The organism is Sphingomonas sp. CFBP 13733 (assembly GCF_014841795.1).
Taxonomy (GTDB): Bacteria; Pseudomonadota; Alphaproteobacteria; order Sphingomonadales; family Sphingomonadaceae; genus Sphingomonas; species Sphingomonas aerolata.
The window spans coordinates 869,586-883,485 of sequence record NZ_JACYUP010000002.1 but is presented as its reverse complement, the minus strand read 5'-3'; the positions used below and the strand labels follow the sequence as shown (position 1 = coordinate 883,485).

General features: G+C 66.8%; 16 protein-coding genes. 10 read left to right on the top strand and 6 right to left on the bottom strand.

Annotation, left to right across the window (positions count from 1 at the left end; translation table 11 throughout):
- Positions 1 to 22: 22 nt before the first annotated feature.
- The 5 genes from zwf to eda all read left to right on the top strand — a co-directional run bounded on the left by zwf (position 23) and on the right by eda (position 5,920).
- On the top strand, positions 23 to 1,486 hold the full coding sequence (gene zwf / locus IFT71_RS08320; RefSeq protein ID WP_037528659.1) for a glucose-6-phosphate dehydrogenase: 1,464 nt from the start codon (positions 23 to 25) through the stop codon (positions 1,484 to 1,486).
- A gap of 251 nt (positions 1,487 to 1,737) precedes the next feature.
- Positions 1,738 to 2,442, top strand: a complete 705-nt coding sequence (gene pgl / locus IFT71_RS08315; protein WP_031396120.1) for a 6-phosphogluconolactonase — start codon at positions 1,738 to 1,740, stop codon at positions 2,440 to 2,442.
- A 1-nt stretch (position 2,443) separates the two neighbouring features.
- Entirely contained in the window at positions 2,444 to 4,258 is a 1,815-nt protein-coding gene (gene edd, locus IFT71_RS08310; RefSeq protein ID WP_192140152.1) for a phosphogluconate dehydratase, read from the top strand.
- A gap of 88 nt (positions 4,259 to 4,346) precedes the next feature.
- The gene (glk, locus tag IFT71_RS08305) at positions 4,347 to 5,315 is read left to right on the top strand and encodes a glucokinase (RefSeq protein ID WP_031396123.1); all 969 of its coding nucleotides are present in this window, start codon (positions 4,347 to 4,349) and stop codon (positions 5,313 to 5,315) included.
- Positions 5,312 to 5,920 (top strand): bifunctional 4-hydroxy-2-oxoglutarate aldolase/2-dehydro-3-deoxy-phosphogluconate aldolase, encoded by a 609-nt coding sequence (eda, locus tag IFT71_RS08300; protein ID WP_031440818.1) that lies wholly within the window; start codon positions 5,312 to 5,314, stop codon positions 5,918 to 5,920. The genes glk and eda overlap by 4 nt, the downstream gene beginning before the upstream one ends.
- Before the next feature lie 251 nt (positions 5,921 to 6,171).
- On the opposite strand, the gene mltG is transcribed toward eda, so the two are convergent.
- The 6 genes from mltG to fabD all read right to left on the bottom strand — a co-directional run bounded on the left by mltG (position 6,172) and on the right by fabD (position 11,153).
- Complete coding sequence (gene mltG, locus IFT71_RS08295; protein WP_192140281.1) at positions 6,172 to 7,140, bottom strand: endolytic transglycosylase MltG; 969 nt, start codon at positions 7,138 to 7,140, stop codon at positions 6,172 to 6,174.
- Between the two features lie 70 nt (positions 7,141 to 7,210).
- Positions 7,211 to 8,473 (bottom strand): beta-ketoacyl-ACP synthase II, encoded by a 1,263-nt coding sequence (gene fabF / locus IFT71_RS08290; protein ID WP_037528671.1) that lies wholly within the window; start codon positions 8,471 to 8,473, stop codon positions 7,211 to 7,213.
- Positions 8,474 to 8,594: 121 nt separating this feature from the next.
- Complete coding sequence (locus IFT71_RS08285; protein WP_031393971.1) at positions 8,595 to 8,831, bottom strand: acyl carrier protein; 237 nt, start codon at positions 8,829 to 8,831, stop codon at positions 8,595 to 8,597.
- Between the two features lie 161 nt (positions 8,832 to 8,992).
- Positions 8,993 to 9,730: a 3-oxoacyl-[acyl-carrier-protein] reductase gene (fabG, locus tag IFT71_RS08280; RefSeq protein ID WP_056681273.1), complete on the bottom strand. Its 738-nt coding sequence runs from the start codon at positions 9,728 to 9,730 to the stop codon at positions 8,993 to 8,995.
- Between the two features lies 1 nt (position 9,731).
- Positions 9,732 to 10,160: a GxxExxY protein gene (locus tag IFT71_RS08275; protein WP_159511069.1), complete on the bottom strand. Its 429-nt coding sequence runs from the start codon at positions 10,158 to 10,160 to the stop codon at positions 9,732 to 9,734.
- 33 nt (positions 10,161 to 10,193) lie between these two features.
- Complete coding sequence (gene fabD / locus IFT71_RS08270; protein WP_159511070.1) at positions 10,194 to 11,153, bottom strand: ACP S-malonyltransferase; 960 nt, start codon at positions 11,151 to 11,153, stop codon at positions 10,194 to 10,196.
- Positions 11,154 to 11,347: 194 nt separating this feature from the next.
- Between fabD and IFT71_RS08265 the strand changes: the two genes are divergently transcribed.
- From IFT71_RS08265 to IFT71_RS08245, 5 genes are all read left to right on the top strand, one after another.
- Positions 11,348 to 11,704 carry an RcnB family protein gene (locus tag IFT71_RS08265; protein WP_031393976.1) on the top strand — a complete coding sequence of 119 codons (357 nt, stop codon included), beginning with the start codon at positions 11,348 to 11,350 and terminating at the stop codon, positions 11,702 to 11,704.
- A gap of 172 nt (positions 11,705 to 11,876) precedes the next feature.
- Positions 11,877 to 12,311 carry a 30S ribosomal protein S6 gene (gene rpsF / locus IFT71_RS08260; protein ID WP_031393977.1) on the top strand — a complete coding sequence of 145 codons (435 nt, stop codon included), beginning with the start codon at positions 11,877 to 11,879 and terminating at the stop codon, positions 12,309 to 12,311.
- A 2-nt stretch (positions 12,312 to 12,313) separates the two neighbouring features.
- Positions 12,314 to 12,538, top strand: coding sequence for a 30S ribosomal protein S18 (gene rpsR, locus IFT71_RS08255; protein WP_031393978.1), 225 nt, complete (start codon positions 12,314 to 12,316; stop codon positions 12,536 to 12,538).
- 11 nt (positions 12,539 to 12,549) lie between these two features.
- Positions 12,550 to 13,146, top strand: a complete 597-nt coding sequence (gene rplI / locus IFT71_RS08250) for a 50S ribosomal protein L9 (protein ID WP_031440825.1) — start codon at positions 12,550 to 12,552, stop codon at positions 13,144 to 13,146.
- A gap of 379 nt (positions 13,147 to 13,525) precedes the next feature.
- Positions 13,526 to 13,837 carry a hypothetical protein gene (locus tag IFT71_RS08245; RefSeq protein WP_031393980.1) on the top strand — a complete coding sequence of 104 codons (312 nt, stop codon included), beginning with the start codon at positions 13,526 to 13,528 and terminating at the stop codon, positions 13,835 to 13,837.
- Positions 13,838 to 13,900: the final 63 nt, after the last annotated feature.

Genomic DNA, 13,900 nt, shown 5'->3' with positions numbered 1-13,900 from the left:
ACCGACTGACCCAGGAGCTCTCATGCACCGTAATCCCGTAGCCAAGCTGCTCCTGTTCGGCGCCACCGGCGATCTCGCGCAGCGGATGCTGTTGCCCTCGCTCTATGGCCTGCACGCCGACGGGCTGCTGCCCGAGGGGCTGACGATCACCGGCGCGGCGCGTCACGATCATGACGACGCAGCGTATCGCACCTTCGCGAGGGCCGCGCTCGACGAGTATCTGAAGGACGATCGCAAGGATGCGGGGACGATCGACGCGTTCCTCGAGCGCGTGCATTACCAGCCGACCGACCTGTCCGATCCGGCGAGCTTCCAGCCGCTGGCGGACAAGATCGGCGACATTTCGGGCGGGCTCGCCATCTATCTGTCGACCGCGCCGTCGCTGTTCGAATCGGCGATCGAGGGGCTGCACAAGGTCGGGCTGGCGGGCGAGACGGTCCGCGTCGGGCTGGAAAAGCCGCTCGGTTACGACCTGCCGACGAGCCGCGAGATCAACGACGCGGTCGCCAAGGCGTTTCCCGAGAACCGGACCTACCGGATCGATCATTATCTGGGCAAGGAAACCGTCCAGAACATCCTGGCGCTGCGCTTCGGCAACTCGTTCTTCGAGCCGGTGTGGAATGCGCAAGGGATCGACAACGTCCAGATCACGATCTCCGAGACGGTCGGGCTGGAAGAACGTGCGGGCTATTACGAGAGCGCGGGCGCGTTGCGCGACATGGTGCAGAACCATATCCTGCAGCTGCTCGCGCTGATCGCGATGGAGCCGCCGGCACGGTTCGAGGGCACCGACGTCCGCGACGAGAAGTCGAAGGTGTTCCGATCGCTCCGGCTGATCAAGCCCGAAGAGGCGCCGCACGTCACCGTGACCGGGCAATATGCCGAGGGCGCGGTCAACGGGAAGTTCGTGAAGAGCTATTCGGAGGAGCTCGGCCAGACGTCGACCACCGAGACGTTCGTCGCGATCAAGGCGCATGTCGACAACTGGCGCTGGCAGGGCGTGCCCTTCTACCTGCGCACCGGCAAGCGGATGGCGGCACGCGGCAGCGAGATCGCGATCCAGTTCAAGGCGGTGCCGCATTCGATGTTCGCAGGCCGCGGCGGGCTGCTCCAGCCCAACATGCTGATCATCCGCCTGCAGCCCGAAGAGCATGTCCAGCTGCTGGTGATGGCGAAGGAGCCGGGTCTCGACCGCGAGGGCGTGCGGCTGCGCGAGGTGCCGCTGAACCTCAGCCTCGACGCCGAGTTTGCGGGTACGCGCCGGCGCATCGCATATGAGCGGCTGCTGCTCGACCTGATCGAGGGCGACCAGACACTGTTCGTGCGGCGTGACGAGGTCGAGGCGCAGTGGACCTGGATCGATGCGATCCGCGAGGGCTGGAAAGCGAACGGAATGAAGCCCAAAAGCTATCCGTCGGGCAGCTGGGGCCCGTCCGCCGCGATCGCGCTGACCGAGCGCGACGGCGTGACCTGGCAGGACGACTGAGCATGTTTTCCTCCGTTCGTCCCGAGTAGCCGTCGAGCTTGTCGAGATGGCGTATCGAGGGATCGGCCCGGTTGTGGCATTGTACCTCGATACGGGCTCTCGGCTTCGCTCGATCCCTACTCGGCACGAACGGGACTGGTTGGTACGAACGGGCCGCTGAGTACGAACGGGACTGCTGGGTGCGAACGGGACTGGCGGATACGACCTGAACTGTTGGGCACGAACACTAATTTCTAAGTGAGTTTGAGCATATGACCGAGATCGAATGGTGGGATTACGAGGACACCGAGGAGCTCGCAGCCGCGGTTGCCGGGGACATCCAGTTCGTCATCGAGAGCGCGCTCGACGCGCGCGGCTCGGCGGTGATCGCGCTGGCGGGCGGCAAGACGCCGATGGCGGCGTATGAAAAGCTCGCCCAGGCCAAGCTCGACTGGAAGAAGGTCACGATCATCCCCGGCGACGAGCGGATCGTGAAGCTGGGCGATCCGATGTCGAACGTCACCGCGCTCGCCAAGATCTTCCTGCCCAAGGGTGCGCGGGTGAAGCCGATCGTCCCCGACGCGATCTCCGACTACAAGGCCGCTGGCCGCTCGGCGGATGCGCTGATGCAGGACCTGCACTGGCCGCTCGACTTCTGCCTGCTGGGCATGGGCACCGACGGCCATACCGCGTCGATCTTCCCCGGCCCCGATTTCGACGAGGCGCTGAGCGGTCCCAAGGAACGCCGCGCGGTGGGCGTGATGCCCGAGCCGCTGCCGCCCGAGGCGCCGGTCGCGCGCGTGACGCTGTCCGCGGCGGCGATCGCTTCGTCCAAGGCGCTGATGATCATGATCACCGGCGAGGAGAAGAAGACGCTGCTCGAACAGGCGATCGAGCAGGGTCCGTCGTCCAAGTATCCGATCGGGCGCGTGCTGGCCGAGGTCGAGCTGCCCGTCGACATCCACTGGGCCGCCTGAGATGCTGAACGCCGTTGTCTCCGCGGTCACCGACCGGATCATCGAACGGTCGCGCGACAGCCGCGCCGCCTATCTCGCGCTGATCGACCGCGAGGGCGAGGCGCAGGTGCGTCGGCCGTCGCTGGGCTGTGCGAACCTCGCGCATGCCTATGCGGGGACCGAGGAGGACCGCGATGCGATGAAGGCCGATGCCGGCATGAACATCGGCATCGTGACGGCGTATAACGACATGCTGTCGGCGCATGCGGTCTATTACCGCTATCCCGAACTGATGAAGGTCTGGGCGCGCGAGGCCGGCGCGACCGCGCAGGTCGCGGGCGGCGTGCCGGCGATGTGCGACGGCGTGACGCAGGGCTATCCGGGGATGGAGCTGTCGCTGTTCAGCCGCGACACGATCGCGCTCTCCACCGCGATCGCGCTGTCCCACGGCACGTTCGAGGGCGCGGCGCTGCTCGGCATCTGCGACAAGATCGTACCGGGGCTGCTGATGGGCGCGCTGCGCTTCGGGCACCTGCCGATGGTGCTGATCCCGGGTGGGCCGATGCCGACCGGGCTGCCCAACAAGGCCAAGGCCGCGGTGCGCGAGAAGTTCGCCGAAGGGCTGGTCGGGCGCGAGGAACTGCTCGAGGCGGAGATCGGCGCCTATCATTCGAAGGGCACCTGCACCTTCTATGGCACCGCCAACACCAACCAGATGATGATGGAGGTCATGGGCCTCCACATGCCGGGCGCGGCGTTCGTCAATCCGGGCACGAAGCTGCGCCAGGAACTGACGCGCGCGGCGGTCCATAGGCTCGCGAAGATCGGGGCACGCGGCGACGACTACCGGCCGCTCGGCCGCTGCGTCGACGAGCGGGCGATCGTCAATGCGGCGGTCGGCCTGCTCGCGACGGGCGGGTCGACCAACCACCTGCTCCACGTCCCCGCGATCGCGCGTGCGGCGGGGATCGTGATCGACTGGGAGGATTTCGATCGCCTGTCAGCGGCGGTGCCGCTGATCGCGCGCGTCTATCCCAATGGCTCGGCGGACGTGAACGCGTTCGAGGCGGCGGGCGGCATGCCCTATGTGGTCCGGGAGCTGCTGGGCGAAGGGCTGCTCCACGGCGACATCATGACGATCGGCGGGCAGGACCTGTCGGCCTATGCGAAGACCGCGGTCGTCGCGGACGGCGCGCTCGAATGGCGCGATACGCCCGACAGCGGTGACGAGACGATCCTGCGTCCTGCCACCGCGCCGTTCTCGGCGGATGGCGGCATGCGGATCCTCGCGGGCAATATCGGCCGCGCGTGCATCAAGGTGTCCGCGGTCGAGCGCGATCGCTGGATCGTCGAGGCACCCGCGATGGTGTTCGACGACCAGCTCGACGTGATCGAGGCGTTCAAGCGCGGCGAGCTGGAGAAGGACGTCGTCGTCGTCGTCCGCTTCCAGGGGCCGCGCGCGAACGGCATGCCCGAGCTGCACAAGCTGACCCCGCCGCTGGGCGTGCTGCAGAATCGCGGGTTCAAGGTGGCGCTCGTCACCGATGGGCGCATGTCGGGCGCGAGCGGCAAGGTGCCGTGCGCGATCCATTGCTCGCCCGAAGCGCTGCTCGACGGCGCGATCGGGCTGATCCGCGACGGCGACATGATCCGCGTCGATGCGGTCAACGGCACGCTGGAAGCGCTGGTCGATGCAGACGTGTGGGCGACGCGCGAGATGGTGACGCTGCCCCCCGCGGTCAGCGGCATGGGCCGCGAGCTGTTCGGCATGTTCCGCGGGCTGGCCGACGAGGCCGAAAAGGGCGCGTCGGCGATGCTGGCGGGCGCGGGGCTCTAGAGCCCGCGCCTACCGTTCGTTCCGGGCGATGTCCTTCGACGTCGCCCAGGACGAACGGCGATAAGAGATCAAGGATCGGGAGAGACCAATGGAAATCGTAGCGGCAGATATCGGCGGGACGCATGCGCGCTTTGCGATTGCCGAGGTCGAGAATGGCCGCGTCGTCAAGCTGGGCGAGCCGGTGACGATGAAGACCGCCGACCACGCGTCGCTGCAGACCGCCTATCAGGCGTTCGAGGCGGGGCTGGGACGGCCCCTGCCCCGCGCGCTGGGCATCGCGGTCGCGTCACCGGTCGCCAACGACGTGATCCGCCTGACCAACAATCCGTGGATCATCCGCAAGTCGCTGATCACCGAGCGGCTGAACGCGGACCAGTGGGTCGTCGTCAATGATTTCGGCGCGGTCGGCCATGCCGTCGCGCAGGTCCCCGACAGCGACTTCATCCATCTGTGCGGCCCCGACACGCCGCTGCCGTCCGAGGGGATCACGACGATCTGCGGGCCGGGCACCGGCCTGGGCGTCGCGCAGCTGCTGCGGCACCGCGACCGGTACCAGGTGCTCGAGACCGAGGGCGGTCACATGGACTTCGCGCCGCTCGACGGGATCGAGGACGCGCTGCTCAAGCGGCTGCGCAAGACCTTCACGCGCGTGTCGGCCGAGCGCGTCGTCGCCGGGCCGGGGATCGTCGCGATCTACGAGACGCTGGCCGAGATGGAGGGGCGTTCGGTGCCCAGCCGCGACGACCGGACGATCTGGACCGAGGCGATCGACGGCACCGATTCGATCGCGCTCGCAGCGCTCGACCGCTTCTGCCTCGCGCTTGGCGCGGTGGCGGGCGATCTCGCGCTCGCGCAGGGTGCCAAGGCGGTGGTGATCGCGGGCGGGCTCGGCTTCCGGATCAAGGACCGCCTGGTCCGCTCGGGCTTCGACCAGCGCTTCGTCGCCAAGGGCCGGTTCCAGACGATGATGGCGGCGATGCCCGTCAAGCTGATCACCCATCCCCAGCCCGGCCTGTTCGGCGCCGCGGCTGCCTTCGCACAGGAACACACGCAATGACCGCAACCATCGCAGACATCATGCAGACCAGCGCCGTCATCCCGGTGCTGGTGATCGAGGACGCGGCGCTCGCCCGTCCGCTCGCCGAGGCACTGGTCGCGGGCGGCCTGCGCGTGCTCGAGGTGACGCTGCGCACCGGTGCCGCGCTCGAGGCGATCGCCGAGATGAAGAAGGTCGAGGGCGCGATCGTCGGTGCGGGCACCGTCGTCAACACGCGCCAGTTCGCCGAAGTGATGGACGCGGGCGCCGAGTTCATCGTCTCGCCCGGCCTGACCGAGCGGCTCGCGACGCCGATCATCGAGAGCGGCGTGCCGTTCCTGCCCGGCATCGCCAATGCGGCGGACATCATGACCGGGCTCGACCTCGGCCTCACGCATTTCAAGTTCTTCCCGGCGGAGGCGAGCGGTGGGCTGAAGGCGCTGAAGGCGCTGGCGGCGCCGTTCTACCAGGCGCGGTTCTGCCCGACCGGGGGGATCACCGAGGCCAGCGCGCCCGAGTGGCTGGCGTTCAAGCCGGTGCTGTGCGTCGGGGGGAGCTGGGTGACCGGGGGCACGATGGCCGAGATCGAGATGAAGGCGCGCGCGGCGAACGCGCTGCGGGGGTAAGGATCGGACGTGCGGCACTGGTGCCCACGTCCCCCCTTCCCGTTCGTGCCGAGTAGAGACCGAGTAGCCCCGATGGGGCGTATCGAGGGCTCGTATCGAAGCACCGCTTATCCGAAGAGGGGGTATCGACGGAGGGGGCCCGTGCGCCAATTGTCCCTCGATACGCCGCTTCGACTTCGCTCAGCAGCTACTCGGGACGAACGGGGTGGCTGAGCGACCCGGCGCCATGGTGTCAGGCGCCAAGGGGGCGATTACATCTCGCCGCGGGCCTTGCGGATCGCGTACCATTTGCGGACGTTGGCGTTGTGCTGGTCGAGCGTGTCGGCGAACACATGGCCGCCGGTGCCGTCCGCGACGAAATACAGCGCCTGGGTCTGCGCCGGGTCGAGCACCGCGTCGATCGAGGCGCGGCCGGGATTGGCGATCGGGCCGAGCGGCAGGCCAGGGCTGGCATAAGTGTTGTAGCCGTTCTTCGCCTGCAGTTCGGAGCGCAGGATGCGACGGCCGAGCGGGCGGCCCTTGGTGATCGGGTAGATGACGGTCGGATCCGCCTGGAGCGGCATGCCGACGCGCAGACGGTTGCCATAGACCGCGGCGACCATGCGACGCTCGGACGGCTTGCCGGTTTCCTTCTCGACGATCGAGGCGAGGATGATCGCCTGTTCGGGGGTCGCCACCGCGATGCCCGGCTTGCGCGCCGCCCAGGCCTTGGCAAGGTACGCCGTCATCGCCGACTGCATCTGCGCGACGACCGTGGCGCGCGTGTCGCCGCGTTCGAACGCATAGCTGTCGGGCAGGATCGAGCCTTCGGCGGGGACGGGCACGGTGCCGGTCAGGCCGTCGGCCTTCATCAGCGCGTCGTGGACGAGGACCGAGGGATAGCCTTCGGGGACCGCGACCAGCCGCTGGACGACCTTGCCGCCCTGCATCAGCTTGAGGATGTCGGACGGGCTGGCCTTTGCGGGGATGCGGTATTCGCCCGCCTTGATCGGATCGCCCGAGCCGAAGATGCGCGCGTAGAGCCGGAAGCGGCTGGCGGAGCGGATCGCGCCGGCCTTTTCGAGTTCGGTCGCGGCGGCGGCGAGACTCGACCCCTGCGCGACCTGGACGGTGAGCGTGCGCGCGGCCGGGCCGGCGCCGCCCCAGCCCTGGACGACGAGGAACAGCGCGACGATCGCCACGAGGGCGAGGATCACTCCGAAACAGCCGACCTTGCGCATTCTCACCCCTTGTTTCCCCGCGAAGGCGGGGACCCAGTCTGGGCCCCCGCCTTCGCGGGGGAACAAACTCTTACTTGACCAGCGTCATCACCAGCGAGGCGTTGGTGCCGCCGAAGCCGAACGAGTTGTTCAGCACCGCGCGGACTTCGCGCTTCTTGGCGACGTGCGGAACGAGGTCGACGCCGATGCAGCTGTCGCTCGGATTGTCGAGGTTGAGCGTCGGCGGCACGATCTGGTCGCGCAGCGCGAGGATGCAGAAGATGCTCTCGACCGCGCCGGCGCCGCCGAGCAGATGGCCGATCGCCGACTTGGTCGACGACATCGACAGACCCGAGATCGCATCGCCGAACAGCCGGCGGACTGCGCCCAGTTCGAGCTCATCGCCCATCGGCGTCGAGGTGCCGTGCGCGTTGATGTAATCAATGTCCTCGAGCTTGAGGCCCGACTTCCTGATCGCCATCTGCATCGAGCGGAACGCGCCGTCGCCTTCGGGATGCGGTGCGGTGACGTGATAGGCGTCGCCCGACAGGCCATAGCCGATCACCTCGGCATAGATCTTCGCGCCACGCGCCTTGGCGTGTTCATATTCCTCGAGCACGAGCACGCCCGCGCCCTCGCCCATCACGAAGCCGTCGCGGTCCTTGTCATAGGGACGCGAGGCCTTTTCGGGCGAATCGTTGAAGTTGGTCGACAGTGCGCGCGCCTGGGCGAAGCCGGCGATGCCGAGCGGGCAGACAGTGCCCTCCGCGCCGCCCGCGAGCATCACGTCGGCATCGTCCATCGCGATCATCCGCGCGGCGTCGCCGATCGCATGCGCGCCGGTCGAGCAGGCGGTGACGACCGCGTGGTTGGGTCCGCGCAGGCCGTATTTGATCGAGACCTGACCCGAGATCAGGTTGATGAGGCGGCCATGGACGAAGTGCGGCGAGACGCGGCGCGGCCCCTTGGTGTGGAGGACGATCGATTCGCTCTCGATGCCCGGCAGGCCGCCGATGCCCGAGCCGATCGACACGCCCGCGCGCCAGCTTTCCTCGACCGTCATCTCGGTCAGGCCGGCGTCTTCGAGCGCCTGGCCCGCGGCGTCGATGCCGTAGATGATGAAGGGATCGACCTGGCGCTGGACCTTGTGGTCGACGCGCTTGGCGGGATCGAAGCCATATTCATGGTCTGCGGGCTTCACCTCGCAGGCGATGCGACAGACCTGGTCCGACGCATCGAACCGGGTGATCGGGCCCGCCCCCGACTTGCCGGCGAGAATGTTCGCCCAAGCCGTTTCAACATCGGCCCCCAGGGGGGTGACCAGGCCTAGCCCGGTTACGACGACACGCCGCATGACCTCAAACTCCACATGCTTCCAAAACGAAACGGCTCCCCGCCCTCTTAGCCCAAGGACGGGGAGCCGCTCAGATCATAGCCACCAGGGCAAGCCCGACGGATCGGACCTCAAGCCCTGATCAGGCCTTGTGCTCGTCGATATAGGTGATCGCGTCCTTGACGGTCGCGATCTTCTCAGCCGCGTCGTCAGGGATCTCGACGCCGAATTCTTCTTCGAACGCCATGACCAGCTCGACGATGTCGAGGCTGTCGGCACCCAGATCGTCGATGAAGCTCGCATCTTCGGTCACCTTGTCGGCTTCGACGCCGAGATGCTCGACGACGATCTTCTTCACGCGGTCTGCGGTCTCGCTCATGTTCGTTCCCTCTATCTTTGGGGGTTTTTACCAGTTCCTGAACGCCCGTAGAACGGGGTCCGTTTCGTGGCAAGGGTCAGTTCATCGCCTTGCCGGGTCGCTTTGCGCGATTGCGGGCGAAAACCGGGCGTTAGCCCGGCTCATGCCGCGGATCCGTGACGTCAGATCATCGCCATCCCGCCATTCACGTGCAGCGTCTGCCCGGTGACATAGCCCGCCTCGCGGCTGGCGAGATAGACGATCGCGGCGCCGATGTCCGCACCCTCGCCCAGCCGGCCGGCCGGAATCTTCGTCGTCAGCGCGGTCTTCTGCGCGTCGGGGAGCGCGTCGGTCATCGGCGAGGTGATGAAGCCGGGGGCGACGCAGTTGACGGTGATGCCGCGGCTGGCGAGCTCCTGCGCCATCGATTTCGACATGCCGATCAGCCCCGCCTTCGACGCGGCGTAATTGGCCTGGCCGGGATTGCCGGTGACGCCGACGATCGAGGTGACCGAGATCATCCGGCCGAAGCGCGCCTTCATCATCGGCTTGGCGGCGGCGCGCATCAGGCGGAACGCGGCTTCGAGATTGACGCGGATGACGCTGTCCCACTCGTCGTCCTTCATCCGCATCGCGAGATTGTCGCGGGTGACGCCGGCATTGTTGACGAGGATGTCGACCTTGCCGAGCTTCTCGACCGCCTGGGGGACGAGCGCGTCGACCGCGGCGGGGTCGGACAGGTCGCAGGGCAGCGCGACGTGATCGCCGCCGAGGGTGGCCAGAAAGGCGTCGAGCTTGGCGGCGTTGGAGCCGGATATGGCGAGGCGCGCGCCCTGTGCGGCGAGGGCTCGGGCGATCTCGGACCCGATCCCGCCCGATGCGCCGGTGACGAGGGCGGTCATGCCTGTGAGGTCGAACATTCTAGTCTCCAGTAGATTGGTTCACGCGGAGACGCGGAGACGCGGAGGGGCGATGGTCATTGACGATCCGTCGCACCCCTTCCTTGAGCGTCGCGCCACCGAAGTTGATAAGCAGCCCGACGGGCTGTTTGGTGAGGCGTAGATAGGTGAGCAATTGCTTGCCGTGGACTGCGTTCAGTTGCTCTACCGATTTGATTTCCACCAAGAGGCGCTCGTCGACGAGGAGGTCGATGCGAAAGGCCGCTTCGAAGCGGGTCCCGTCGAATTCGATGTCTACCGGTCGCTGCCGCGCCACTTGGTAACCCAGACTGGCGAGCCTACCCGCCAGCACCAGTTCGTAGACGCTTTCGAGAAGACCCGGACCCAGAGCACGGTGAATCCGAACGGAGAGATCGAGCACATCGCCGCTGATCTGATCGATCTCTCTCAAATCTTCTCTCCGCGGCTCCGCGTCTCCGCGTGATTACATCTTCTTCACGAATTCCTCGATGTCGTCCATCGTGATGACGCTGGTGGTTTCGGCGTCGGGGGCGGTGCGTTTTACCATGGGGGCGAGGACCTTGCCGCCGAATTCGACGAAGTGGCCGACGCCCGCTGCGTGCATCGCGAGCACCGATTCGCGCCAGCGGACCATGCCGGTGACCTGCTGGACGAGCAGGTGGCGGATCGCGCCGGGGTTGGCGACGGCGACCGCGTCGACATTGGCGAACACCGGCACCAGCGGCGCGCGGAGGTCGGCGTCGAGGAGCGCGGCTTCCATCGCCTCGGCAGCGGGCTGCATCAGCGGGCAGTGGAACGGCGCGGAGACGGGGAGCAGGACCGCGCGCTTGGCGCCGAGATCCTTGGCGAGGCCGATCGCCTTCTCGATCGCGAGGCGGTGGCCCGAGATGACGACCTGCGACGGGTCATTGTCGTTGGCGACGGTGCAGACCAGCTCGGCCCCGCCCTCGGCGAGGATCGAATCGACCGCGGCGCCCGCGATCAGCTGCGCCTTTTCGAGGTCGGTGCCGAGCAGCGCGGCCATCGCGCCCTCGCCCACCGGCACCGCCGCCTGCATTGCCCGGCCGCGCAGCTTGAGCAGCCGCGCGGTGGTCGACAGGTCGAGCGCGCCCGCGGCGCACAGCGCGGTATATTCGCCGAGGCTATGCCCGGCGACGTAATCGGCCTTGTCGGCGAGGCGCAGACCGCCCTCCTTCTCGGCGACGCGCAGCGTGGCGATCGCGTTCGCCATGATCGCGGGCTGTGCATTCTCGGTGAGGAGGAGGTCGTCGGCGGGCCCCTCGCTCATCAGCCGGAACAGATTCTGGCCGAGCGCCTCGTCGACTTCGGCGAAGACCTCGCGCGCGGTGGCGCTGGCGTCGGCGAGCGCCTTGCCCATGCCGACAGACTGGCTCCCCTGGCCGGGGAAGATGAACGCGCGCATGACCTCTCCTCTTTGAAGCGGGCGGACTAGAAAGGTGTGGCCCGAGTTGCAACCGCGCGAACCTGAACGAAGCTGGCGGGTTTGCGACAAAATGCGACCAATTCGCGACCCCTGCGACAAGCGCCTGCGACAAGCGGCCCCCAGATTATGGAGGACGCCGCAGCATCGGCGCCGTGTTTCAACGGGAGAGTATCATGAAGAAGTTCATCCTCAGCGCGCTTGCCGCCACCCTCGTCGCCAGCCCGCTGCTGGCCGCCGCTCCGGCCGAGGCGCAGCAGCGCCGCGAAGTGACCACCGTGCGCCAGAACAATAATGGCCGCACCGTCGTCACCAAGCGGACCACCGTCCGCCCGAACCAGTATCGCAATTTCCGCACCGGCCAGCGGTTCGACCGCCGTTATGCACAGAACTACCGGGTGATCACGACGTACCGCAACTATCGCCTCGCCGCCCCGCCGCGTGGCAGCCAGTGGGTCCGTTCGGGTCGTGACGCGCTGCTGGTCAACGGCCGCGGCAACGTGGTCCAGGTGCGGGGTGGCGCGTTCCGGTAATCGCGCCGTCAGGGTCGTAACCAACCTTGCCTTTCCCCGATAATCGGGTAAGGGCCATCACAACCGGGGTGAGGGATTCGCGTCCCTTGCCCCGGTTTGCATTCTAGACGACAGCCGGAGGGGTGCACGCATGGGGCGTGTATCAGCGATCGGCCAAGACGAAGGACAAGACATGGCTCTTTACGAGCACGTGTTCCTTGCGCGCCAGGATCTGGCACAGGCGCAGGTGGACGCTCTGGCGGAAATCGCCACCAAGATCGTGAACGACAACGAAGGTCGGGTCGTAAAGACCGAGAACTGGGGCCTGCGTTCGCTGGCGTACAAGATCGCCAAGAACCGCAAGGCGCACTATGTGATGCTCGAGATCGATGCCCCGGGCAACGTGATCGCAGAGCTGGAGCGCCAGACGCAGATCAACGAAGACATCATCCGTTACATGACGGTCAAGGTCGACACGCTCGAAGAGGGCCCGACCGTGATGATGCGCAAGTCGGACCGCGACCGTGAGCGTCGTGGCGACCGCGAAGGTGGCCGCGAAGGCCGTCCTGACCGCGGCGATCGTCCGGACCGTGGTCCCCGTCGTGACCGCGAAGAGGGAGCTGAATAATCATGGCACGTCCATTCTTCCGCCGCCGCAAGAGCTGCCCGTTCTCTGCCAAAGACGCTCCCCGGATTGACTATAAGGACGTCCGGTTGCTGCAGGGCTTCGTGTCCGAGCGTGGCAAGATCGTCCCGTCGCGTATCACTTCGGTGGCCGCAAAGAAGCAGCGCGAACTGGCCCAGGCCATCAAGCGTGCGCGTCATCTGGGCCTGCTGCCCTACATCGTTAAGTAAGGAGCGCCCCCATGGACGTCATTCTGCTTGAGCGCGTCGAAAAGCTCGGCGCCATCGGCGACGTGGTGAAGGTCAAGGACGGCTATGCCCGTAACTTCCTTCTCCCGAACAAGAAGGCGCTTCGTTCGAACGAAGCCAACCGCAAGGTTTTCGAAGCGAACCGTGCGCGGATCGAGTCGGACAACGCATCGCGCCGTGCCGATGCCGAGACTGAAGCGAAGACCTTCACCGACGCGAGCGTGACCCTGATCCGTCAGGCGTCGAACACCGGTCAGCTCTACGGCTCGGTCGCGGTTCGCGATCTGGTCGATGCGCTGGTGGCCGACGGTCACAAGGTCGGCAAGTCGGCGATCGTGCTCGACAAGCCGATCAAGGCAATCGGCGTGTACACCGTCAAGGTTGCACTCCACCCCGAGGTGTCGGTGTCCGTCAAGGTCAACGTCGCCCGGTCGCCGGAAGAAGCCGAGATGCAGGCTCAGGGCGTCGACGTCATGTCGTCGATGTTCGAGCGCGACGAGGCTGGCTTCGTCGAGGATTACGATCCGAACGCAGAGCCCGGCGCGACCGCCGAAGCCCCGCGCGACCAGGAGGAAGAGGCACAGGGCTAACCCCCTCGCCTTTCCTGGCCAAATCGAAAAAGGCCCGTCCGGAGCGATCCGGGCGGGCCTTTTTCATGTCCGCGGCAGGAACGCCAGCGGCTCAGGGGCAGGTGACGCAGGCACCGACCATCGCGGCGAGGGGCACGAGCGCGAAGATGACGGGGAGGATCTGTTTCATGGCCGGCGAACTCTTTGAGATGGGACGCGGCGATAATGCCCAAGGCCTGCAAAAGGTTGCGGGCAGATGAACCGCGCGGCGCGGCGAACCGGCGGCATTCACCCCGCCCCCTGCTCCACCGCAGAAGACGCACATTCTGGCCAAAATCGATAGTCAGCGCGCGATTGTGATCGCTGAGTGCAGGTTCCAGTTTTTGGAAAGGTTAAGAAAATGCGTACGAGTCTCCAGAAATATCCGACGGTTGCCCTCCTGCTGATCGGGTCGATCGGGCTGGGCGGTTGCGCCACCAAGGGCTTTGTCCGCGAGCAGATCGCGACCGTCAACACGCGCATCGACGGCATGGACGGCCGCCTGCGGACCGTCGAGGGCACGTCGGGCGAGGCGCTGACCCAGGCCCAGGCCGCAGCCGGCCAGGCGCAGCAGAACGGCCAGCGGATCGACCAGATCAACGGTCGCGTCGACGGCATGGAGCAGAAGATGCAGCAGCAGATGCAGCAGCGCCAGCGCAAGCCGCGCGGCTGAGCCTGACCCTGCTCCATGCCAATACCCGGGACGGCTTTCGCCGCGCAGGATCGCCATCGTGAG

Bases quoted from the DNA above. Each gene is read 5' to 3' on its own strand.
- zwf (WP_037528659.1), top strand. From the start codon at position 23: ATGCACCGTAATCCCGTAGCCAAGCTGCTCCTGTTCGGCGCCACCGGC.
- pgl (WP_031396120.1), top strand. From the start codon at position 1,738: ATGACCGAGATCGAATGGTGGGATTACGAGGACACCGAGGAGCTCGCA.
- edd (WP_192140152.1), top strand. From the start codon at position 2,444: ATGCTGAACGCCGTTGTCTCCGCGGTCACCGACCGGATCATCGAACGG.
- glk (WP_031396123.1), top strand. From the start codon at position 4,347: ATGGAAATCGTAGCGGCAGATATCGGCGGGACGCATGCGCGCTTTGCG.
- eda (WP_031440818.1), top strand. From the start codon at position 5,312: ATGACCGCAACCATCGCAGACATCATGCAGACCAGCGCCGTCATCCCG.
- mltG (WP_192140281.1), bottom strand. From the start codon at position 7,140: ATGCGCAAGGTCGGCTGTTTCGGAGTGATCCTCGCCCTCGTGGCGATC.
- fabF (WP_037528671.1), bottom strand. From the start codon at position 8,473: ATGCGGCGTGTCGTCGTAACCGGGCTAGGCCTGGTCACCCCCCTGGGG.
- IFT71_RS08285 (WP_031393971.1), bottom strand. From the start codon at position 8,831: ATGAGCGAGACCGCAGACCGCGTGAAGAAGATCGTCGTCGAGCATCTC.
- fabG (WP_056681273.1), bottom strand. From the start codon at position 9,730: ATGTTCGACCTCACAGGCATGACCGCCCTCGTCACCGGCGCATCGGGC.
- fabD (WP_159511070.1), bottom strand. From the start codon at position 11,153: ATGCGCGCGTTCATCTTCCCCGGCCAGGGGAGCCAGTCTGTCGGCATG.
- IFT71_RS08265 (WP_031393976.1), top strand. From the start codon at position 11,348: ATGAAGAAGTTCATCCTCAGCGCGCTTGCCGCCACCCTCGTCGCCAGC.
- rpsF (WP_031393977.1), top strand. From the start codon at position 11,877: ATGGCTCTTTACGAGCACGTGTTCCTTGCGCGCCAGGATCTGGCACAG.
- rpsR (WP_031393978.1), top strand. From the start codon at position 12,314: ATGGCACGTCCATTCTTCCGCCGCCGCAAGAGCTGCCCGTTCTCTGCC.
- rplI (WP_031440825.1), top strand. From the start codon at position 12,550: ATGGACGTCATTCTGCTTGAGCGCGTCGAAAAGCTCGGCGCCATCGGC.
- IFT71_RS08245 (WP_031393980.1), top strand. From the start codon at position 13,526: ATGCGTACGAGTCTCCAGAAATATCCGACGGTTGCCCTCCTGCTGATC.